Here is a 20,115-nt window from a genome sequence, read left to right as displayed (position 1 = left end):
GGATTTAAGGAATTTGTTCCATTCCTGAATTGATGCCTTTGAAAACTTCTGTCAAAGCGTTTTCGTAAGCGGCGCCGATATCAGCTCCGACTTTTCTGCCGAAGGACTTAAATTCCATGCAGCTGTAAGCTGAAGCATTCGCCTTCCCTTTTTTTGGGATGTCCAGGCTTCCCACTAATTGCACGCAACCTTCTTGGAATTCAGCTGTTTTATAATCTTGTATCGTCAATGTCAGAGCATTTGGTGCGCCGGACTTCAATTCGATATTTTGACGGCCCAATGCCAAAGTTAAAGCACGAGTGATCTCGGCTTTGATTTCTGCAGAATATTGTCTGAACTCTGGAGCCCGGTTATCCACGATATTCAAAGACATCGCTTTTGGATTTAGTTTGCTCATTGGGGGAATAGTGATATTGGAAGACTCAAGGCGGGGAGAATCCTTGATCGTGCCTTTGCTGAGTGCGCAGCCGGAAAGAGTGAACAGACCCGCTGTCAACGCCAAGACCAAATACTTTGCTGTCATAACTTAGATGCTTTCTTTGTTTTCTTCTACAAGACTGAGAAGTTTTGCGTAAAGATCCATCTTCACTGCGGCAGTTTTTTCTTTCTCTTTGTAAAAACGGCTGACAGGTGTTTCTGGAACTCCACTGTTTTCAAAAACCAGACGGTCAATGATTCTTTGAATTTGAGTCATTGAAAGTCCGCGCTTCTTCTCATTGATAATCGCATCCACCATTTCAATCAAGGCATTTCCAGTGATGCGTTTGTCTGAATTCAAAACTTCTGCTCGATCGCAGATGCCTTTTAGGATTTGTTCTGGTTTGTTTTTGCCCGCAGCTGCTGTTACCAGCTCGCGATACGCGGATTGGAACGCTTGAATGTGGCGACGGTGCTTTTCGCTTAAACGTGCGTCACGGGTTTTCGCAAAGCTGGACAGAATCTGCTTAAAGAATTCGCTATCCAACATAAAGCGTTTTTCAAATGGCAAAGGATTCTTTGCCAAATGGTGCGGATACTCGCGCAGGATGTTGCGCACGTTGAACAAAGCAGCATGGTTGACTCCATCGGCGACTTTTTCAGTTGTTCCGCTGATTTTAGCTCTTTCAAAGTATGAAAACTCTTTGTCGTATTTTTCGAACAAACCTTTGTGAGCCATGATGTTTTCACGTTGCGATTCATTGAATCCCATACGGTATAAAATACGATTTGCACGGCATTTGTCGAATTGCTTATTGAACTGTTCGATAACCGGGTGATTTGCAAAGGCGCGCAAAGATTTTTTGCGACCCGTTTGCAAGTAATCCACCATCTGTGCAAAAACCTGCACGATCAGACGTGCTTTCGACTTTTGCTCATTCAAATTTGTCGAGAATCTTTCAACGTCATCGTAACGATATTTGTCGTGACGAATGCCAAATTGGCGAACGCTTCCATAGTCGATGATGCCTGCATCTGCCAGGACGTTATCGCCGTCCCAATCAAGCCATGCAAAGATATAGTCCGTATCAAGCTGTGCCGTGAATTCCGCAAATGAATTGCAGACGCAAGATAAAAGCTCGTCATACTTGGCATTGCCACGAGCTTTGATCGGCCAAGCTTTATTGGAAACCTGACGATCAATAAAGTAATCGGTCGCAGCTTTCAGTTCTTGAATGCGTTCTTGCTTTAAATAAAGGAACAAGTGAGCGGGGCGGATCAAGTTTGGAGCAGCACGGACGCCGATACCATAACCTTTGCCTAAGTCGACGATGCAAAGCACACGCTCGGTGCGGATGCCTTGCAGATGCATCACCTCTGCCAGAATCGACGCACCAAAAAGCTCATCGATTTCCGCCAGACCACAACCATAACCAAATTCGGTTCCACCAGTTTTCAATGGACGCTGAGCCTGTACCGATCCTGGAGACAGGCGAGTTACACCAGTTCCACGACTGGACACGTCCCATGTCATTCCGCGATTATAAACGGTTCCGTTCCAAATACCTCGACCATCACCAGAAGTTTTTCCCTGCTTGTTTGCGTGTTGCAACTGCAGATAACGAGTGGCCATATATTTATGAGGTCGGATTGTCGAAGGATCGATGCGGCGGCTGTTTAATTCATCGTATTCGTTGATGATTTGAATAGAAAATGTCTCGATCAGTTTGTCTTCCAATTCATCTGTCATCGTTTCTGGATGATCAGGGGGAATCAAACCCATTTCTTTTGCGAGGATAAAATTGAAGTACGCGATTTTACCGGTATTTAGCTGGCGAACGCGGTAAGCAATGAAGCCGTCTTGAACGGCTTCCATCCACGGATGCACACCATTGAGTTGATCAAATGAGGAATAGAAACTTTCCTGAGCTAATTTTTTAGCGCCGTTGTGCTTAACCGTCATGTACTTCCACACTCCTTGCGGAAAAAATGAGACACACTAGAAATAAGGCCATTCTAGCCTTACTTAAATATTAAGCCCTAAAAAGAGCAAAAGTCCTACTGGACTAGACAGAATAGTCTTTAGACCAAAACTAAAGTTTGGTTTATTGGAATTGGCCAGGGGAGTGTCTAAGGATGAGACGGCCAATGGAGACTCAGAGTGGGAGCCTATTTGAAGACAGTGCCTGCGAAACCACCGTACGGGCTGCGCAAGTTCGTGACCTGCCCCTGGTAAAGGCGCGCCAGAACCAGCTGCAGGCGTCCCTGATAGGCATAACAGCGCAAATCGTATTTGAAGTTCTGCGTGCCTTCCGGCGTTTCAAATGGAATTTCCGGTGCAGGAATGTATTCCATTGCAATCGTGGCACTGGTTTGCAGGTCTTCGAAAGCTTTGCGCGACATCGAATGCCCGCGATAACTTTGTTTCGAACCGAAAGCGTTTTTCGGCTTAAAGAACAGTTTTTTGCGCATCGACCAAAGCTCATCGGCATTTGTCGTGGTTAGATCATAGGAGACTGGAACGGCATTTCGCAAAACCTGGATTTCCTGCTCTGTCATGCCTTGGGCTTCCAAGAATCCTGGTCGGCTCCACTCAATCAAGCGCTGCTTATCGGCAAGAAGCAAGTACTCGTAGGGATTTGGCGACAGACATACGTCACCGTTAACAAATTTGTTCTTTAGAACCTGGCTGGATTCTTCGGACAAAAAGAAATCTGTGTAGCGATTGTAAATAAACTGCGGGTCAAAGTTATTGAAGAGCTCGCGATAGTCCACGATACGCGAGTCCCATCCCCAGGATTTGAAAAGTTCGTTGTAAACCAGGAACTCCGCAAACAGTCTTTGCTCTGAAGGTTTTTCATCGGTGATCGCCACGCGGAATGGTCCCGAGCCCACAGGATGTCCCTGTAATTTCATTTCATTCAAAATGTCATTGCGAACTTCATCCCATGTGAAGTCTGCCACGGGCAGGGGAAGCTCTAAAGTTTTGTACATTTCATGACCCAAAGCCAAGAAGGAGGCATTGGTATTTACTTCAATCAACTTTAGTTGTTGATTTTCATCCAAGTGAAAATCATAGCTCATCATGATTGATTTGTTGCCGGGATCTTTGAAACCCTTAAGGGCCGCAAGGTCACGATAATGGCTTTTGTACGAGTCCTTTTCACGCAAGGCAAAGAACGTGGAAACGATTTGTTGCGCCTGTTCTAAAACCGACTTGGGCAGCTCAACATGGAATGGGGAAAGCAAGTTATCGGCAACCAGACTCTCCAATTGCTCTGTATTGAGCCCTGGGAAAGATTTTTTAAGTTGCGCAATGAATTTTGTCTTTAAGCCCACTCGAACTCCTGCTAAAACAGCCTGCATTCATAGATAGCGGTTTGTGAGTGAAAAACAAGGAGAAACTGTGAAAATCATCTCTTGGAATGTGAATGGGATCCGTGCCTGCCATAAGAAGGGCTTGGTGGATTTCGTGAAACGTGAAAATCCAGATATTTTTTGTGTTCAAGAGACCAAAGCTCACATCGATCAGGTAGAGGTGGAGGCGCGTCAGTTGCACCGTCCTCACGCTTACTGGTCTTCTGCTGTTAAAAAAGGATATTCAGGAGTCGCAACTTTTTTGGTCAATGAACCCAAAGATGTGAAACATGGAATTGGCATTCAAGCCTATGATTCCGAAGGCCGCATCGTTATTACGGAGCATCCGCATTTTGATCTGTACAATATTTATTTTCCAAATGGTGGTTCAGGGGATGAACGCCATAGCTTCAAACAACAGTTTCTAAAAGATTTGAACGAACATCTGAAGGAAAAACTGGCGACTGGCAAACAGATAGTTGTGGTGGGTGACTATAACGTCGCTCGCGATGATATTGATGTCTTTGATCCGATTCGCCTAAGCAAAGTCAGCGGTTTTTTACCAGAAGAGCGCGCGTGGTTTGATTCGTTCTTGGATTTGGGATTCATCGATACTTTTCGTTACTTTAAGCCGAACGAAGAGCATCGTTACTCCTGGTGGTCGTACTATGACTTTGCCCGCGACAGAAACAGTGGCTGGCGCATTGATTACATCTGTATTTCTCGTGGTCTTGAGAAGCATCTGGTTTCTGCTGATATCTTGGATCAAGTTGAGGGTTCCGATCACTGCCCAGTGGTTGCGACTTTGGAATTTTAAAAAGGACGTTTTATGTTCGTACTTCCTCTGCCGTGGGTGATTGCTGAAATTATTATTTTTTTCTCGGTTGTGCGTATCGCGGGTTTTTTCAACACCATGTTGATTTACTTTGTGCCGTGCTTGCTGGGTATTCTGATTGTGAACACCGTGGGTCGCATGGCCATGATGAGTTTGCAAAGCACGGTTTCGCGTGGGCAGCTGCCAGCGAATAAACTTTTGCACTCAGGCGCGGTATTTATTTCTGGTTTGTGCTTCCTGGTCCCTTCTGCCTTTACTCGCATCGCGGGTGTTTTCCTATTGCTTCCGGGTTTTCGTCATTTGATCGTGTGGAGATTTAAGCTTTACATGGCGAAAAAAATGGCCAGCGGTTCTGCGCGTGTCTTTAACTTCGGCGGTGGCGGGCCCTTTGGGTTCGGCGGCTTTGGCAGCATGGGTGGCATGGGCGGCGGTGGTCCCCAGGCTGGCGGTCCTGGTGGCTTTAAATATTACGAATTTCGCAATGATGGTTCAGGTTTCAGAGACATAAACGAAGAGGCCCCTCAAGAGCGTGAACTCACAGACGTTGAAGTGTTGGACGTCACACCGATTGAAATCACTCATCAAGAAAAGAAGAAAGACGAGTAGGCTTACAAGGCAGAGTCTGAAAATTCTGCCTGTTGACCTGAAGGCACCGGTTTTTTTAGAACCGACTTCGGAAATTGTAGTGGCTTCTTGTGGTGATCTGTTATCTAAGCTCGCAATATGAAAAAAGCCTTACTTTCCCTTGTTGCAGTCATTCTGTCAGTTTCACTTATCGCGCGCGCTGATAGCATCGAAGACCTTCCTGATTTGGATCCGGGTTCAGAATCTGGCTCCGCGGAAAATCAAAATCCAACGCCTCTACCTCCTCCACCGCCTCCACCATCTGAGCCCAGCACACCTGCTTCTGAAGCGGGTACTTTGCGTATTTCAAATGTTTCAAGAGCTTCTGGTGGAACGGTCTACCGTATCTCTGTTCGCCCGGGTGTTGTTGTTCAAAGAGTTTCCATCCGCGTGAATGCCGGTAAAGTACTAATCAGTGGCGCGCGTGTGAACACAACGCCAGTACGCAACCTGGTAAGCCCTGATCTCTTAACTGCGGGCGCGGCAATGAGTTCTGAATACCTGAACGAACGTGTGTTCACTATCGATTTGCGTATGGAAGCTTACGGCGGCGAAGCCGATGTCACGGTCTTGGTATCTTCAGATGAGCGTTGGCCTGAATTGTCTTTAAGTGATGTATTCCCTCCACAACCGGCGCCACCAGGCCCGGGCAACCCACCTCCGCCATCATCTGCCGGTCGCTTAAGAACGGGTGATGCGGTCGTTAGTATCGCCGGCTCGAAATACTATTTCGGTGTTGTCGTGGGAGTATATGACAATGGCCAAGTTCAGGTGCGCGATAACGATGACGGCAAAACATATGTGCGCTCGTCAGCAGTTGTTTTCAAAAAAATTGAATGTGTGACTTCGAAACCTATGTGCTCCGGCGACAGAGTTCTGTCGATTTTATCTGACTCTAAAGGTTATACAGGAACTGTCATTGGAGCTTACACGAACGGGACTGTTTTGGTTCGCGATCATGATGATGGGAAAAGCTATTTGCGCAATCCGCAGAGCGTATTTAAAGCTATTCAATGCTTTGACGGTAAATGCACTGGCGACCGCGTTCTTTCGGGTCCCATGACTTCGGATAAATTCTATTTCGGCAGCATCATCGCTGTTTATGACAATGGAATTTTCCAGGTTCGCGATAATGATGATGGCAAGTCTTACTTCCGTAATTCAAAAACTGTTAAGAAAAGCATCCGTTGTGAAAAATCCAAGGGCATCTGCGAGGGTGACCGTGTGATGTCAGGTCCTATGACAAATGGCGCTTACTATATGGGCCAGGTTGTGGGCGTTTACCAAGGTGGTATTGTCGCTGTTCGTGACAATGATGATGGAAAAGTTTATTTCCGCGCTCCTCAGTACATCAGCAAGCGAGTGAACTAAGAAAAAAAGGCAGGAGATGATCCTGCCTTTTTTATTTTTAAATTTTGTGGAGAAAGTGTGTCCGTACCTTTTAGTTTTCTACAGAAGTGATGCTGCGTTTCGCTTGTTGAGCTGCGATCACTGGAGCAAAGTATTTCTTAAACATGCTTTGACCCAAGTGAGCGGATTTAACTGTCCAGAACTTCTTATTCACAGTGATCGCTGCAACGGCGATCTTTCTGTTTTCTTCCAGAGCGTAACCTACGAACCAATCAACGCGGCCCTTAGGGTTGTCACCTGTCAAGTGACCTGTTTTTCCACCCATTTCGATTTCTTTAAACTTGCGATCTTTTGTGATCGGGCGGAAAGAGCGACGAGAAGTACCAGCAATAACTGTTTGCTCCATCAACTCACGCACTTTCAAAGCAGACTCTTTAGTCATCGTCTCGCCTTTGTGCATAGTTTGACCTTGGTAAACTGTTTTGCCTTCTTTGTCTTGCATCGAGTTTACGATGTAAGGAACAACAACTTTACCGTCATTCGCAACCGAAGCTGCGATCATGGCACCTTGAACAGGGCTCATACGGTTCATTTTGTTGTAACCAGAAGCCGCCTCTGCCATTTCGAAACCTTTGCCCGGTGGGATATAGGCAACGCCCATGTCCACTGGGAAGTCAGCAGCGATCTCTTGATTGAACATGAAACGGTTCGAGTACTCGTTCAAATCTTCTGGGTGAAGGTTTTCGATGCTCAAACGACCGAACGCTGTATTGATGGAACGTGCGAAAGCGTCTTTCAACGAAATCACATTCGTCCAACGTGTTACGCGGTCCGATAAAACATTCTTTTTGTATAGAGTATATGCTCCACCGTTGTAGTGGATTTTGTGGGATGGCTCGACGCCAGCTTTATCAACTGCAGCCGTCGCTGTCACAACTTTGAAAACCGAAGCGGCCGGGAAAGTCGCTTGGAGGTTCAAGTTGTTCCCTGTGGGGTTGTCGCGTTGGAAACTCGACATAGCCAAAACTTCGCCTGTTGTCGCATCGATCATAAAGATCGCGCCGTAATCAGGTTTGTAGGATTTCAAAAGACGATCTGCCTCTTGTTGCAGAGACGAATCGATCGTGTAGTTGACCGCGAACTGCTCGTCATGGCCATCCCATTGCACGTTCATCTTAGAAGGCAATTCGTTGTTTTTGATCTTGTCGTTCAATGCTTTGGCAATTTGAGAACGCTGTTCGATTTGGGATTGAAGTTGTTTTTCGGCTTGTGCTTCTGGAGTGCTGGCTTTAGTGAAGCCCACAAGAGAGTAAATTGCTACTCCGCAAACGCTCGAAAATATGAATAGTTTCAACAAATTAGGTTTTCTATTAGATCGCATATCTTTTAAGCGTAACACCAGTAAATTGGCAGTTTCAAGGCCATTCTCGAAAGAAGTCACGGCAAACTGGCTCAGAGTGCGACTTTTAAGGGTTTACGACGTGACTCCCTAGTTAAATTGGACTAAAGACTTAATACCATGAAGACTAAAGAACGCATCCTTCTCACATCCATCGATCTCTTTAATCGCAGTGGCGTTGTTGCTGTCACCACGAATCACATCGCAAAAGCGATGGATATCAGCCCTGGCAACCTCTATTTCCACTATGACAACAAAGAAGAAATCCTGGTGGAACTGTTCAAGCGCATGGCTAAGGAAACATACGATGTATGGCGTCCTCGTCGCGTAAAAAAAGTCTCTCCACAAGAATTCATCAACGACAACTTCGATCTTTACTGGCGCTACCGTTTCTTCCACCGCGAAATGTATGCTCTTCGTCGCAAAGATGTGGAGCTTGCTAAAATGTGGCGCACGCATATTCAGAAAATGATGAAGTTGATGGTCATCTTGTACCGTCAATGGGTGCGCGAAGGCAAAATGGTGAAAATCGATGACGTTCACGAGATGCAATACGTAGCAGAATCGTTGCTGGCAATGTCCACGACGTTCCTGCAGTTCTTCGAGTCTGCGGAACGCCAACCGGGCCGCCGTACAATCGAGCGCGGTAAGCGCCACGTGACTCGTTTGCTAGCGCCTTACACGGCTGGCGACACAAAAGACGAGTTTGAAAAAATTCTCAAATCCTAGCCTGAAATGTCACCTCTTCCCTCTGTAAAATCGAGTTGGAGGTGGCAGGGGGATTGCTTAGAAGAGACCTATCTACACGAAAGGTCTCTTCATGAAAGCACTGATTTTAGCCTCCGCAATCCTCATCGCGACGACAGCTGCATCTGCTTCCAATGACAATTGCAAAGCTCTTAAAACCGAGCTGCAGTCCATGAGAGACGCTCAATCCCAAATCATGAACAGCCTGGTTAGTAACCATGAGACGTTTGCTTCCACTTTGGAAGAGTACTCTGACAATCTCGTTGTGGCTTCGGGCGAGACCTCCAAGAAATCTATCACTAAAGAAATGAAAGCCTCGGCGAAAGCTTTCCGCACACGCGGGGTTCAAGGCAAGCGCATGTCGGATAAGCTTCAAGAGGCAACTAGCGACCTCCTTACTCGTGTAGCCGATTGTCTTTAAGCAGTCTCGGGGGAGATTGTTTATACATATATAAGGGGTTCTGAAGGCGACCGAAGTCTAGTAGGTCGCCTTTTGTTTTTTCCGCAGACCACGTTTTATTTGTTCTAATCTGAGAATAACTAGCTTCCAAAGGCCCCCCTGTTTTCTTTCCAAACCTTCGGGTGTATAATGTTAACGCCCTGCAGGATGTGAAAGAAGATGTCATAAGGCCCGATTTTTCGGGTATTTAGCATAGTCGCATCATTGTCCACAAACATTGAAATATAAGTATTATCAATGAGTTGGAAAGCTGTAAGGTGATGTAAGATTTTGTGCTTGCAAAAAATACAGGGCTGGAACTTAATAGTTCAGTTCCAAATTGGCACTCAAGCTCGAAGGAACGAGGGGGGCAGTATGGCTATCTCTGAAAAGTTGGTCGGCGAATGCAGACAAAGACTTTTGCAATCGAAGCAAGATATCCTCAATAGAGTGAAGGAAGCACGATTGAATTTGGACCAGAACGAGGAAAAGGGCGGCGACGAAGGCGACCAAACGGTTCGCGTACTTGCTGAACAGGAATTCCTAAGCATGCACGAAAGACTTCGTTCGCAGCTTATGGAAATCGAATCGGCTCTGGCACGTATCGAAAACGGTTCTTTCGGTTTCTGCGAAGAAACTGAAGAGGAAATTGAGCCAGAACGTCTGCGCGCAATTCCTTGGACTCGTCTAAGCATCGAAGGTGCTGAGATTCGCGAGTCAGTGAACAAACGCTACGCTCGCGGCTAACGGATTAGCAAGAGCTACAAAATTAAATATTAAGGTAACTCCTTAATCAGGAGTTACTGTGTCTCGAGGGGATTGAAAGGGAGCAGGGCTGAGCCATGTTCCCTTTCGTATTTTTGGGGCTCGGCTCGTGAAAATAGCCCAATCGACTGCGTTGTCGGGAGCGGTCCTCGCTTCGGCGTACTTGGAGTACGCCTGCGCTGTGGTCCGTGCCCTCCGCCTCGGGATTTATTTTTTGCTGCCTTGGTCGGCTGTGGTCATGTCGGATTCGGTCCATTTTCCGTATTTGAAGAAGGAGCCTCCTCGGATCTGTGGGTAGCGTGTGTTTAGCGTTTTATAGATTTGCTGGAACTCGCTTATTGACCAGTAGTAGTTGTAGGCCGGGATGATTTTTTTAGTGATACCTACTTCCGATACTAGATCGGCGATTACGCTGTCATAGACCCAGTTTAGTTGATAGCCCCAGTCGTCGTAGTACGCCATTGGACTGAAGAAATCTAAGTGCTGTGCTAAGCGTTTTGCGCTTTGGGCACATTCTATGAATTCTGGTGGCAGAGTGTAAGAGCCTAGTGGGACGTTTTGTACTGATTTTACTGCGGCTTTTACTCGGCCAGCGTAGTCCGCTACTTTTTGCATGCGGAATTCATTCCACTGAGTTCGTTTTGTTGAGCTTTGCGCAAAGTTGATAGTCGCTGGATCATATCCATAGATCGCTTGGAAATCACTGCGCGTTTTATCACTCATGTCCATATTCCAGTTATCAAAGCGCAACCAGTCGATGGCTACGGAATCCACTTTGTACATGGATAGGAATTCTTTGATGATAGAGATTTCGTAATCCTGAACTTCCGGATTGATGGGATTTACGAAATATTCCGGGCTGTCAGGATTGCTTCCCTGGAATGGAACGATCTTGCCGTTCACCAAAGCTTTCATCGCCCAGTCAGCGTTCTTACGAGCCGCCACCTGATCGTGGAATTGCGGGATCCAGGCTTTGACACGAATACCGCGTTTCGCGGCTTCCGTGATTATCGTGCCGATCACATCAAAGTTTTTGTAAACTGCTGCGACTGGCGCAATTTTACTTGGATAGAAAACAGTTCCTGAAGGAACATTTTCATCTTCGTCCTGTTTGATGGAAACGGAGACGATATTGAAGTTGTTTCGTTTTGCCATATCCAGGAATTTCACGACGTCATCTGCTTTAGAGAAGTTTGCAATCGTGCGCACAACTAATTCGCGATCATCGGTGTAACGAGTTGGATCCTGTGGCGTTGCGGTTGGTGAAGGGTTTACCGTTGGTGTCGGCGTCACAGTTGGTGAGGGAGACGGAGAAACGGTAGGTGACGGTGTTGGAGCTGGTGTCGTCGTGACGCCATCTTCAATCAATAGATAGTCGATCATCACCCATCTCGTATTCTTTGAAACAATTCTAAGAGTGTGGTTGCCTTTGCTGAGGTTTGCGATTTCAAACATTTTAAAGTTATAGCGTTCAACAGAACTGGCGACGCTGACTGTTTTGCGTGATACGCCGTCGACTATGAACTCAAGCTGTCCACCGTTAGGACCTTGCCACCCATAAACAGCGACTCCTGTGCCATTAAATGTGTATTGGCTGTAACCGTTGCGGTTGTGAGTGCCGTGGGCAATCAACTTATAAGCATCATCGTCCGCGTATGCACCGATACGATACCAGGTCCACCCCTTGTCAGAATCATCTACTTTGGAAGTCGCTGCGCCAGCAATATTTGCAGCGAGCAACATTCCAAGAATGGATTTTATAAACATGGTTCCTCCCCCTTGGTTAATTATTCCGTACTAAATTCGGAAGGGAGGAAGAAAAGTGAAGGGCGTCTCAACAGAGTTCGTTCACTACTAGCAAATGTGTATAAAAAATAGGAAACGTAACCATTTTACTTTTTAAAAAAGGAGCAGAATATTTTTTAATGTTCTGGTTCCTGCGGGTTGGCGGGCGGAATAGATTCAAAAAAAAAGGAGCCTTGAGAGCTCCTTTTTTCTTGGATTTTCTGTGATTTATTAGAAATCCACACCGGCACCGATTGTGCCGTAGAAGCTTGATAGACTCGCACCCGAGTCGTCGGCTTTGGTGAAATCGTACTTCTTCAATCCGAAACCCAGTTCGCCAAAGAAGGTGTTTGTGAATAGGATTTTACCATGGAAGTTTAATAGGAAATCATTTCCCATTTTTGTTCCGCTGTCGGTAGAGCTAACGAATTGGATGAATTCCATGTCGACGTATTTGGGGTGGTTAAAGAAAGAGATCTTGTTTAACCAGTTGTCGAATGTTTTTGGCATTGAACGGGCCCAGAATAGACCGACACCAATTTTGTTGGCGTTCTGTTCGCCAACAGAGAGGGCTTCGTAGGCTGCGATGGCACCGACGGTTTCGTCGCGCTCCCAGAGGCCCTGGGCAAAGCGGTAGCGCAAGTCTACTTCTGTAGATGATAGGCTTACTTTTTCTGTGCCGCCGTTTTCTCTTTGCGCATCGACGTCAGCTAATGTTGTGAAGTATTTTGCGGAAACACCCCAGCGTTGTTTGGATAGGTAATTGTTTTGCCAGCCGAAAAGGTCATTAAACCAATATTGCAAATGGGCTTCGCCGATGAACGTAGAGCCTCCTGATGTTGTGGAAATACCGCTAAGACGCAAGCTTGCTTCGCCAGAGCCACCACGATAAATTTCGATATAGGCTTTGTGGGGTTCGCTTTTGCCTGTCTCACCTTCACTCAAAAGAAGTTGGGGCTTGTTCAGCGCATATTTTTCCCCCGTCTCAAATTTCCAGATTCTTAAATCAGATTCTTTGTCTTTTTCATTCGCAGGAGCCAGTCCTTCGATTTTTGAATCTTTGTCGACTTTGACAGTGACTTGATCTTTTGAATTATAAGTGCCTTTCAATGCATTTTTATGAAGGAATATACGGTCTTTTAGCCTCGGATAGTTTTTAATTTCCAAATTATAGGTAAAGACACCGCCATATTTTCCATGGAAATGCAGACGAGGATTTTTCAAAGGAACGTCGAGTTGCCAAAGGTCTAAGGGTTCGGCAATGGATTTTTGAAAGCCCAAAGCCTTCGTCACAGCACCGTATTCAATTCCGGGCAGAATTTTGGTGTCACCAATCGGAGCGGGCAGGGCGCCTTTGAAAGTCACATTTCCTTTTTGTTCGCTTTCGACGAAATCTTTAAGATCCAAAGCAATAGGTTCTGACATAAATTCATATGTCGCCCCCGACTTCAAAGTAGCTAAAAAGCCAATAGGTGCACCAACGGCAACTTCGATATCGTCTTTCAAGTTTTTACGTTCTTCGTTTAATGCAATTACGCGAGGAGCAGTTTCAGACTTCGTGTAATCCAGCGTGATCGTGTCGTCTTTGATCTCAACACCGTAGGTTTGTGTGCACATCGCGGTAAAACCTTTGCCGCTTTCTGATCTTAAGCAAAAGCGGAAGTGGTTTCCTGATTGCCACTGAGGTGCTTTTTCACTTTTAAAATCAGAGAACTTCCAATCACCGGATTTGTCTAAACTCACTTTCCACAATTCTTTACCATAACTATCGATGATCGAAAGATCACCAGTTGGTATAATCATCGTGTCCCAAGTGATGCGCAGATTTTTTTCCTCAATCGACGCGCGCAGAGAATCGTTGTTGAAAACAAAATCCGCGATCTTTAAAGAACGACCTTTATCAGACTTTAAATCGTATGAAACTGTTGGGTTTTTGACTTTTACATCAGGCTCTTCAACTGAGAAGAACACAGGGCGAGTGTAATCGTCTGATTCTTTGGCTTCGGCTTTTGGCGTTTCTGCGGGGGGGGCAGAAGACGTGGGAGTTAAAGCAGGTGTTGCTGTTGGGGTCGGAGTGGCCTCAGGTGCTGGCGTTGTCACTGTGGCTGCGTCTTTTTTGGTGGACTTCTTTTTTGATTTGGCTAACGAAGGTTGAACAAAGGCCATCATAGCCATTACTAGCAAGCTGCTAAAAACAAATTTCATTGAACGTCCCGGTTAAGCTGTTTCTTAACATTATGAAAGGAGCTTAGGGAGCAGGCAAGACCCACTCCACGGAACCGGACTGAGAACAAACCAGGACCATCTAGAAAAATTCAGCCGTATGAATTTGAGATTAGAATTTGCGAATCAATCCGACAACGATTCCGCGAATCTCAACTTGATCTGGTGTGAACCACATAGATTTCATTGTGGAATTGGACGGACGCAGCTCAACTTGTTTATCTGAGTTGCCACTGTCAGGGCGAGGGCGTAGGTAAATACGTTTCACCGTTGCTTCATTGTCGACAGTTGCAACCACGATGTCACCATTGCCCGCAGACTTTTGTTCCTGAACAAGAATGATGTCTTCATCAAAGATGCCGTCATCAATCATGGAATCACCTTGCACTTTCAAAGCAAATGACTTTGAAGGATTGCGAACCATGGAGGGTGGAACATCTACGAATTCATCATGTTTGAAATTTTCAATAGGTTGTCCCGCAGCCACTTTCCCAAGTAAGGGAAGGGACAGGATCTCGTCACGAGCCTGGAGGAGCTTAGTGCGATGAGATCCCGTCGTCGTCGAGACTTTTGCTTGCAAGTGATCCTGAACAGCTGATGCTGAATGAAGCACTTGGATGGCTCGCTTCTGGTTAACTGGGTTTGTGATGTAACCCTTCGTCGTCAATTGCTTCAGATAATTCTGAACCGAATTGAACGATGCTAGACCGAAGTGATCCTTAATTTCTTGATATGACGGAGAAATACCTGAACTTAAGATGTGCGCCTCGATATACTCGAGGACGGATTTTTCTTTAGGTGTCAGTGATGGGAGGGGCAATTTCTTTGTCATAACTTACATATGAACTTACAGTGTAAATAATGTGTAAGTCAAAAAGAAAATGGTCTAGTTTTTCATTTCAGCGCCGCGCCAACGACAAAACAAAAGCCCCGGCATTTTATGCGCCAGGGCTTTTGAACAACAACATTATTTATCAGGAGAAAGGCTTACTCCTTAAGGGTTGGGCACTCTTTTTTGTTCGTGTCACAAGCTGGTTTTACCTCAGCTAAAATAGGTTTCACCTCAGAAGCGACTTTACGCTCGATCACTTTGGGAGGAGAGTTCTGCGCGTGGCTGATGGGGCTCATCGAGCAGTTTTGGTAGAAGAGTATCACGACGGGATTTATCACCAACATCGCGACGAAACTAAAACCACCTTTATTAACCATACCTTCCTCCTAAAACTACAACATGAGTGCTAAAAACATCACCTTTTACATTACGGACGAATGGCTATAAGACTTTAGTCGTTTTATAGCGATTCTCAGATTGGATCGAAAAAAGGCATTTTCTCATCTTGAGAGAATTCAAAGACGTGGGATAATAGATAGAAATGATGAAGCCACTTCGTTACCTAATAGTAAGCATGATTTGTTCACTCGCAGGGGTATCCGCAGCGCATGCGGAGTTTGCAAACCTTGATCAGACCTGCGTGAACGATCTTAAAAAATTCCCAGGCGCGTGGGATGACAAACTTTTGCAACAAGCTTGTGCTAAAGTGACAATGGATCCGCAATGCGTGAGCGTTGAGGGTCGTCCTATTTATCACTATGACAAAACAGCTAGTGATACTGGTGCGAAACGTATCTTGGTGATCAGTCTGATTCATGGTGATGAAACACATGCGGGAACAGTGGGCCGTTATTGGATGGAACGTTTGGAAAGTATCGCTCCAAGAAATACGTGGCGAGTTGTTCCGGTTCTAAATCCTGACGGTGTGAAATACAAAACTCGCACAAACGCGAACAAGATCGACGTGAATCGCAACTTCCCAACAAAAGATTGGGATGCGGGCGCGATTGCTTCCTGGAAGAAAACAACAAGTGAAAATCCTCGTCGCTTCCCAGGTAAAGAAGGTGGCAGCGAGCCGGAAACGAAATGTGCCCTTCACCATATTGATGATTTCAAACCTGATTTCATCGTGTCCGTGCACACTCCGCTAAAAGTTTTGGATTTCGATGGTCCGAAATTTTCTCCACCGCCAAAGTTTGATTACTTGCCGTGGAGAAGTTTAGGAAACTATCCGGGCAGTCTTGGTCGCTACATGTGGATGGAAAGAAGCACTCCGGTATTAACGATGGAGCTGAAAGAAAACCTTCCACCGAACCTGGCGCCGTTTGATCAGTTGCAAGACATCATCGGAACACTGGTGAAGTTGGATGCGGCAAGAAAAGCAGCGAATACTTCATCAGCGACGAATTCAAGTAAGTATCTGCCACTCGCTTTTGAAGTTGGAAAATAATTGAAAGAAATCATGAAAAAAGGCTCCAACAGGAGCCTTTTTAATTTCCAAATCGATTCAATTAAAACACGAATATCTTTGAACACTGATTGTTAAATACTTGATTCGTATCCAAGCCGTATTTGTCATAAATACTTTGAATGCTTGGCAGAGTATATCCTGATTTCTCCATCGCCTCTTTGCTGCGCTTTACAACTTGATCGTGGAATCGTTCATCATAGTCTGTGTGATTCACGGCTTCGTCCCAGGCCGGTGTTACATAGCGACCCCAGTCGAATTTCTTTACCTGCACCCAGCGACCATCAGCCCCTTTTTTAACATAGGGGTCTGAGCCACCAGTCAGCTCTGACCAGAATTTATATCCTTCTACGTTGGCAGCCATGTCGGCCCACGAGCGGGCCATCGGGCCTTTAAGTCCCCATTCCCCGTTTTCTTGAAAGTGGCTGTATTCGTAAGCCAAATCTAAACCTTTTGATTGCAATTGCTTTCTGAATTTCGCGTCGCCAGAAATAACATCCGCGAATCTTGCAAACAGAGGTCTTACGTCTTTGAACTCCGGCTTTCTTTTTTGGCCGTCAGCCAGATACATCGAATAACCCAATTGCAGGAAGTGACCTAACTTGTCGGCTCCAAAGACTGTATCACCCATGCGATAGATGCCGGGGGAGTAATAGCTTTTGAATTTTACCAGGCGACGAATAAAACTGGAAGTCCCTTTGAAATGGCCGACGTCGCGGAATATAGATTCTTCGAATTGAACTTGCTCCGCCGGGGAAACAGGATTGTCAGACCACTTTTCAATTTTGGCCCAGAACACTCCGCCCAAAGATTTAAATAAAATTTTATGAACTGAATAAGGCACGTTGGGATCCGCTTTTTGAACCGCGTTTTGAATCGCTTCGTTCATCTGCAAGTTGAGCCATTCCTGAGCGTCAACTTCAAGATTACGTCTTGTGAAATTATCTGTTTCAGATGCCAGCGCAGACTGGCAAACTAAGAAAATTGAAACTATTTGAATCAGGCGTTTAACGGATGTTTTCATATAGAGGAAAGCAAATGCCAGGGGCGTGCCAGCACAGAGGTGCTCAGAGGAGAACTAAACGCCTTTAAAAGGGATTAGCACGTCGAACTTTTTGACGTCAGCCCGCGAGTTTCGGTCCTTGGAACTACATCCTTCCAGGATCTTACCTATTGCTTATCTCTGGGGCTTTTCGGGTCTGCTTCTTGCTTGGATAATGAAAAGGAAAAAGAGGAAATATGAAAGCCCTTCATCAAACAATCCGCTGTGTTTACTATCCAGCTCTTTTAGCAGCTGCGGTTTATCTCTTTTTTCTGTTCAAGAACAACTTTCCGGGTGAAAAGCTCGCCGTGCTTACAGCGCTGATTTCTATTGGCGCAATTGTGATTATTGCGGTTACAGAGCGATTGATGCCTTACCGTGCAGAATGGAATATTCCTCGCGGGGATCGCATTTACAATTTTACTTTGACGAACATCGTCCTGCCGATACTTTCAAAGATTGTTGAGATCATTTTAGGGTTTGCTTTTTTAAGTTCTACATCTGGATTTATCCACGACAATATTCACACGCTGTGGCCCAAAGAGTGGCCGTTACTTATGCAGCTGGTGCCGGCGCTTTTGATCTGCGAATTCTTTTTTTACTGGACCCATCGTCTTGGTCACACGGTGACAGCCTTTTGGAAATTTCATTCCATTCATCACGTGGTCGAGCGCGTGTATTGGGATAATGCAGGTGTTTTTCACCCGGTGGATTTGTTTTTTAACTGGCTCTTTTATTTTTTCCCGCTTTTCCTGTTGGGGGTGCCCCAAGAGTTGATCGCATTATTTTTACTGGTCAATGCTGTGACGGGATTGCTGGAACATGCGAATGTCGATTTTGAAATGGGACCGCTTAATAAAATCTTTAATACGGCTCAACTGCATCGCTGGCATCACTCGGTCACGCCAGAGATTTCTGCAAAGAATTTCGGAAAAGTTTTATCGCTATGGGATGTGGTTTTTAAGACGTGGTACAACCCGCAAGGTCAGCATGTCGGCGCCGTCGGAGTTGAAGGTGAGAATATCCCTAAAGACATCCCGGGACTTATGGCTCATCCCTTCCGCTATCTTAAAGGAAGACTCCCTCCAATCAGCTTGAAGAGAGTCGATTAAAGTTTAGTGCAGAGTCTGTGGTTGCAGATAGTGATTGATCTCCACCAAGCGATCTTGGTGACTCACAACAGAGTCTTGAATCTCAACCAGCTTCAACATCAGATTGTCTTTTGCCAGTTTGATCGCAAGATAGATGTCTTGATGCACACCTTCGGCTTCGACCTTGGCTTCGCCATCCGATAGAACAATCGCAATACGATAGAGCTTGCTCAAATCGCGACGATTGAATTCCTTGCCTTCCGTTTCATACTGAAGCGCGAGTTTTTTCGGATTTCTGGCCACAACGGTGACCACAGTTTCAGGAGTAACAAAGCCGTCAAATTCCGCTATCTGTTGATAGATAAAGGACTTAACTTCTGGATTATCCTCAATAAGTTGAATAGTGGGGTTTGGAAGGTTCGTCATAGGCGGGCCTCCTTTTCCTTATAACTAGTTTAACAATGAGGCTTAGATTTGTCTGGTCAAGTTAACGTCGGCATGAAAAATAATTTGAAAACCAATAGGTTTGAATTAGAATCGCGAAACTAGACTATTGACGAGTATCATTCTGAGACGAGCGGCAAAATCGAAAATTTATCTAATACCAAACATAAAATAGAATTACACCCGAGCTGGAAAGCGAAACTGGCATCAGAGTTCGAAAAAGACTCCATGAAAAGTCTGACAGCATTTTTGCAAAAAGAGTCCAAAGCAGGAAAAACTATCTATCCGCAAGGCGATGAATACTTTGCGGCGCTGAATTTGACACCGCTTGATAAGGTGAAAGTGGTCATCGTCGGCCAAGATCCCTATCACGGTCCCGGTCAAGCGCATGGTTTGTGTTTCTCAGTGCGTGATGGAGTGCGTTTCCCGCCGTCATTGCTGAATATTTTTAAGGAACTGAAGGCCGACATGGGAGTGGAGATTCCTAAAAGCGGTTCGTTGACCAAGTGGGCAGAAAATGGAGTGCTTTTACTCAATGCCGTCTTGACGGTGGAAGACGGGAAGGCAGCTGCGCATTCAGGTAAAGGCTGGGAAGAATTCACGGATAAGATCATCCATGTTCTTAATGAAGAAAAAGAAAACATTGTTTTTATCTTGTGGGGCGCCTATGCCCAGAAGAAGGCGGCCTTCGTTGACCGTAAAAAGCACTTCGTTATTGAATCTGTTCATCCGTCGCCGCTGTCGGCACATCGCGGCTTTTTCGGAACAAAGCCATTCTCAAAAGCGAATGAGTATCTAAAGTCCAAGGGTAAAGAGCCTGTGGACTGGAGCCTATAGGGCATGTAAACTGGTCTCCTTGAATTAAGGAGACCATATATGAAATCTGTATTCGCACTTTTGATCGCCCTTTCTGCATTTCAACCCGCATTTGCAACTACTGCAGAGGAAGTTAAACAAAAAACCTCTGACGCCGCTACTTCGGCAGCCAACTACTCCAAAGAACAAAAAGACGCTTTCCAAAAAGAGATGGAAGCGAAACTTGCTGAAATGAAAAAGGAAACTGCAGAACTTAAAAAAGCCGCTGCGGATAAAACTGGCGAAGCTAAAAAAGAAATGAATGATCAAATTGCTGCTCTTGAGAAAAAACAAGAAAGCATGTCGCAAGATCTTTCCAAACTTAAAAAGAGCTCGGGCAAGGCTTGGAGCCATATGAAAGATGGCATGAGCAAAGCTTGGGATTCAATTTCTGATTCTTACGCAAAAGCTAAATCTGAATACGCAGAGCAAAAGTAAGCAT

20 protein-coding genes are annotated in these 20,115 nt (G+C 45.5%); 10 read left to right on the top strand and 10 right to left on the bottom strand.

What is annotated here, in order from left to right; genetic code table 11:
* Positions 1-4 precede the first annotated feature (4 nt).
* From HW988_RS17235 to HW988_RS17225, 3 genes are all read right to left on the bottom strand, one after another.
* Positions 5-523, bottom strand: a complete 519-nt coding sequence (locus HW988_RS17235) for a hypothetical protein (protein WP_181605376.1) — start codon at positions 521-523, stop codon at positions 5-7.
* Positions 524-526: 3 nt separating this feature from the next.
* On the bottom strand, positions 527-2,380 hold the full coding sequence (locus HW988_RS17230) for a protein adenylyltransferase SelO family protein (RefSeq protein ID WP_181605375.1): 1,854 nt from the start codon (positions 2,378-2,380) through the stop codon (positions 527-529).
* Between the two features lie 206 nt (positions 2,381-2,586).
* Positions 2,587-3,756 (bottom strand): hypothetical protein, encoded by a 1,170-nt coding sequence (locus HW988_RS17225; protein ID WP_181605374.1) that lies wholly within the window; start codon positions 3,754-3,756, stop codon positions 2,587-2,589.
* Positions 3,757-3,823: 67 nt separating this feature from the next.
* On the opposite strand from HW988_RS17225, the gene HW988_RS17220 reads away from it, so the two are divergent.
* The 3 genes from HW988_RS17220 (at position 3,824) to HW988_RS17210 (ending at position 6,604) form a co-directional block, all read left to right on the top strand.
* A complete protein-coding gene (locus HW988_RS17220; protein WP_142701681.1) occupies positions 3,824-4,591 on the top strand; it encodes an exodeoxyribonuclease III in 768 nt (255 codons plus the stop codon).
* A gap of 12 nt (positions 4,592-4,603) precedes the next feature.
* A complete protein-coding gene (locus HW988_RS17215; RefSeq protein WP_181605373.1) occupies positions 4,604-5,215 on the top strand; it encodes an FxsA family protein in 612 nt (203 codons plus the stop codon).
* Between the two features lie 117 nt (positions 5,216-5,332).
* On the top strand, positions 5,333-6,604 hold the full coding sequence (locus tag HW988_RS17210; protein ID WP_181605372.1) for a beta-sandwich domain-containing protein: 1,272 nt from the start codon (positions 5,333-5,335) through the stop codon (positions 6,602-6,604).
* Between the two features lie 70 nt (positions 6,605-6,674).
* On the opposite strand, the gene HW988_RS17205 is transcribed toward HW988_RS17210, so the two are convergent.
* Positions 6,675-7,940 (bottom strand): penicillin-binding transpeptidase domain-containing protein, encoded by a 1,266-nt coding sequence (locus HW988_RS17205; RefSeq protein ID WP_255490097.1) that lies wholly within the window; start codon positions 7,938-7,940, stop codon positions 6,675-6,677.
* 162 nt (positions 7,941-8,102) lie between these two features.
* Between HW988_RS17205 and HW988_RS17200 the strand changes: the two genes are divergently transcribed.
* The 3 genes from HW988_RS17200 to HW988_RS17190 all read left to right on the top strand — a co-directional run bounded on the left by HW988_RS17200 (position 8,103) and on the right by HW988_RS17190 (position 9,915).
* A complete protein-coding gene (locus tag HW988_RS17200; protein WP_181605370.1) occupies positions 8,103-8,711 on the top strand; it encodes a TetR/AcrR family transcriptional regulator in 609 nt (202 codons plus the stop codon).
* A gap of 91 nt (positions 8,712-8,802) precedes the next feature.
* Complete coding sequence (locus HW988_RS17195) at positions 8,803-9,150, top strand: hypothetical protein (protein WP_181605369.1); 348 nt, start codon at positions 8,803-8,805, stop codon at positions 9,148-9,150.
* Between the two features lie 393 nt (positions 9,151-9,543).
* Complete coding sequence (locus tag HW988_RS17190) at positions 9,544-9,915, top strand: TraR/DksA family transcriptional regulator (protein WP_088615720.1); 372 nt, start codon at positions 9,544-9,546, stop codon at positions 9,913-9,915.
* 225 nt (positions 9,916-10,140) lie between these two features.
* On the opposite strand, the gene HW988_RS17185 is transcribed toward HW988_RS17190, so the two are convergent.
* The 4 genes from HW988_RS17185 to HW988_RS17170 all read right to left on the bottom strand — a co-directional run bounded on the left by HW988_RS17185 (position 10,141) and on the right by HW988_RS17170 (position 15,150).
* Positions 10,141-11,700, bottom strand: coding sequence for a putative glycoside hydrolase (locus HW988_RS17185; RefSeq protein WP_181605368.1), 1,560 nt, complete (start codon positions 11,698-11,700; stop codon positions 10,141-10,143).
* Between the two features lie 249 nt (positions 11,701-11,949).
* On the bottom strand, positions 11,950-13,923 hold the full coding sequence (locus tag HW988_RS17180; RefSeq protein ID WP_181605367.1) for a hypothetical protein: 1,974 nt from the start codon (positions 13,921-13,923) through the stop codon (positions 11,950-11,952).
* A gap of 130 nt (positions 13,924-14,053) precedes the next feature.
* Positions 14,054-14,773, bottom strand: coding sequence for a transcriptional repressor LexA (gene lexA / locus HW988_RS17175; protein WP_181605366.1), 720 nt, complete (start codon positions 14,771-14,773; stop codon positions 14,054-14,056).
* A 155-nt stretch (positions 14,774-14,928) separates the two neighbouring features.
* A complete protein-coding gene (locus tag HW988_RS17170; protein WP_142701670.1) occupies positions 14,929-15,150 on the bottom strand; it encodes a hypothetical protein in 222 nt (73 codons plus the stop codon).
* 164 nt (positions 15,151-15,314) lie between these two features.
* Between HW988_RS17170 and HW988_RS17165 the strand changes: the two genes are divergently transcribed.
* Positions 15,315-16,223 (top strand): DUF2817 domain-containing protein, encoded by a 909-nt coding sequence (locus HW988_RS17165; RefSeq protein ID WP_255490096.1) that lies wholly within the window; start codon positions 15,315-15,317, stop codon positions 16,221-16,223.
* Positions 16,224-16,284: 61 nt separating this feature from the next.
* Here HW988_RS17165 and HW988_RS17160 read toward each other — a convergent pair whose 3' ends face one another.
* A complete protein-coding gene (locus HW988_RS17160; protein WP_181605365.1) occupies positions 16,285-17,265 on the bottom strand; it encodes a hypothetical protein in 981 nt (326 codons plus the stop codon).
* A 215-nt stretch (positions 17,266-17,480) separates the two neighbouring features.
* On the opposite strand from HW988_RS17160, the gene HW988_RS17155 reads away from it, so the two are divergent.
* On the top strand, positions 17,481-18,395 hold the full coding sequence (locus HW988_RS17155; protein ID WP_181605364.1) for a sterol desaturase family protein: 915 nt from the start codon (positions 17,481-17,483) through the stop codon (positions 18,393-18,395).
* A gap of 3 nt (positions 18,396-18,398) precedes the next feature.
* Here HW988_RS17155 and HW988_RS17150 read toward each other — a convergent pair whose 3' ends face one another.
* On the bottom strand, positions 18,399-18,800 hold the full coding sequence (locus tag HW988_RS17150; protein ID WP_142701665.1) for a hypothetical protein: 402 nt from the start codon (positions 18,798-18,800) through the stop codon (positions 18,399-18,401).
* Positions 18,801-18,959: 159 nt separating this feature from the next.
* Here HW988_RS17150 and ung point away from each other — a divergent pair, with 159 nt between their 5' ends.
* Entirely contained in the window at positions 18,960-19,655 is a 696-nt protein-coding gene (gene ung / locus HW988_RS17145; RefSeq protein WP_181607869.1) for a uracil-DNA glycosylase, read from the top strand.
* 39 nt (positions 19,656-19,694) lie between these two features.
* Positions 19,695-20,111 (top strand): hypothetical protein, encoded by a 417-nt coding sequence (locus HW988_RS17140; RefSeq protein ID WP_181605363.1) that lies wholly within the window; start codon positions 19,695-19,697, stop codon positions 20,109-20,111.
* Positions 20,112-20,115: the final 4 nt, after the last annotated feature.

The sequence above is a fragment of the Bdellovibrio sp. KM01 genome, assembly GCF_013752535.1.
Classification (GTDB): domain Bacteria; phylum Bdellovibrionota; class Bdellovibrionia; order Bdellovibrionales; family Bdellovibrionaceae; genus Bdellovibrio.
The sequence above is the reverse complement of the archived record's forward strand: the minus strand, read 5'-3'. Positions and strand labels throughout refer to the sequence as shown.

Coding starts and splice junctions, on each gene's coding strand:
- HW988_RS17235 (WP_181605376.1), bottom strand. CDS start 523: ATGACAGCAAAGTATTTGGTCTTGGCGTTGACAGCGGGTCTGTTCACT.
- HW988_RS17230 (WP_181605375.1), bottom strand. CDS start 2,380: ATGACGGTTAAGCACAACGGCGCTAAAAAATTAGCTCAGGAAAGTTTC.
- HW988_RS17215 (WP_181605373.1), top strand. CDS start 4,604: ATGTTCGTACTTCCTCTGCCGTGGGTGATTGCTGAAATTATTATTTTT.
- HW988_RS17210 (WP_181605372.1), top strand. CDS start 5,333: ATGAAAAAAGCCTTACTTTCCCTTGTTGCAGTCATTCTGTCAGTTTCA.
- HW988_RS17200 (WP_181605370.1), top strand. CDS start 8,103: ATGAAGACTAAAGAACGCATCCTTCTCACATCCATCGATCTCTTTAAT.
- HW988_RS17195 (WP_181605369.1), top strand. CDS start 8,803: ATGAAAGCACTGATTTTAGCCTCCGCAATCCTCATCGCGACGACAGCT.
- HW988_RS17190 (WP_088615720.1), top strand. CDS start 9,544: ATGGCTATCTCTGAAAAGTTGGTCGGCGAATGCAGACAAAGACTTTTG.
- HW988_RS17185 (WP_181605368.1), bottom strand. CDS start 11,700: ATGTTTATAAAATCCATTCTTGGAATGTTGCTCGCTGCAAATATTGCT.
- HW988_RS17180 (WP_181605367.1), bottom strand. CDS start 13,923: ATGAAATTTGTTTTTAGCAGCTTGCTAGTAATGGCTATGATGGCCTTT.
- lexA (WP_181605366.1), bottom strand. CDS start 14,773: ATGACAAAGAAATTGCCCCTCCCATCACTGACACCTAAAGAAAAATCC.
- HW988_RS17170 (WP_142701670.1), bottom strand. CDS start 15,150: ATGGTTAATAAAGGTGGTTTTAGTTTCGTCGCGATGTTGGTGATAAAT.
- HW988_RS17165 (WP_255490096.1), top strand. CDS start 15,315: ATGATGAAGCCACTTCGTTACCTAATAGTAAGCATGATTTGTTCACTC.
- HW988_RS17160 (WP_181605365.1), bottom strand. CDS start 17,265: ATGAAAACATCCGTTAAACGCCTGATTCAAATAGTTTCAATTTTCTTA.
- HW988_RS17155 (WP_181605364.1), top strand. CDS start 17,481: ATGAAAGCCCTTCATCAAACAATCCGCTGTGTTTACTATCCAGCTCTT.
- HW988_RS17150 (WP_142701665.1), bottom strand. CDS start 18,800: ATGACGAACCTTCCAAACCCCACTATTCAACTTATTGAGGATAATCCA.
- HW988_RS17140 (WP_181605363.1), top strand. CDS start 19,695: ATGAAATCTGTATTCGCACTTTTGATCGCCCTTTCTGCATTTCAACCC.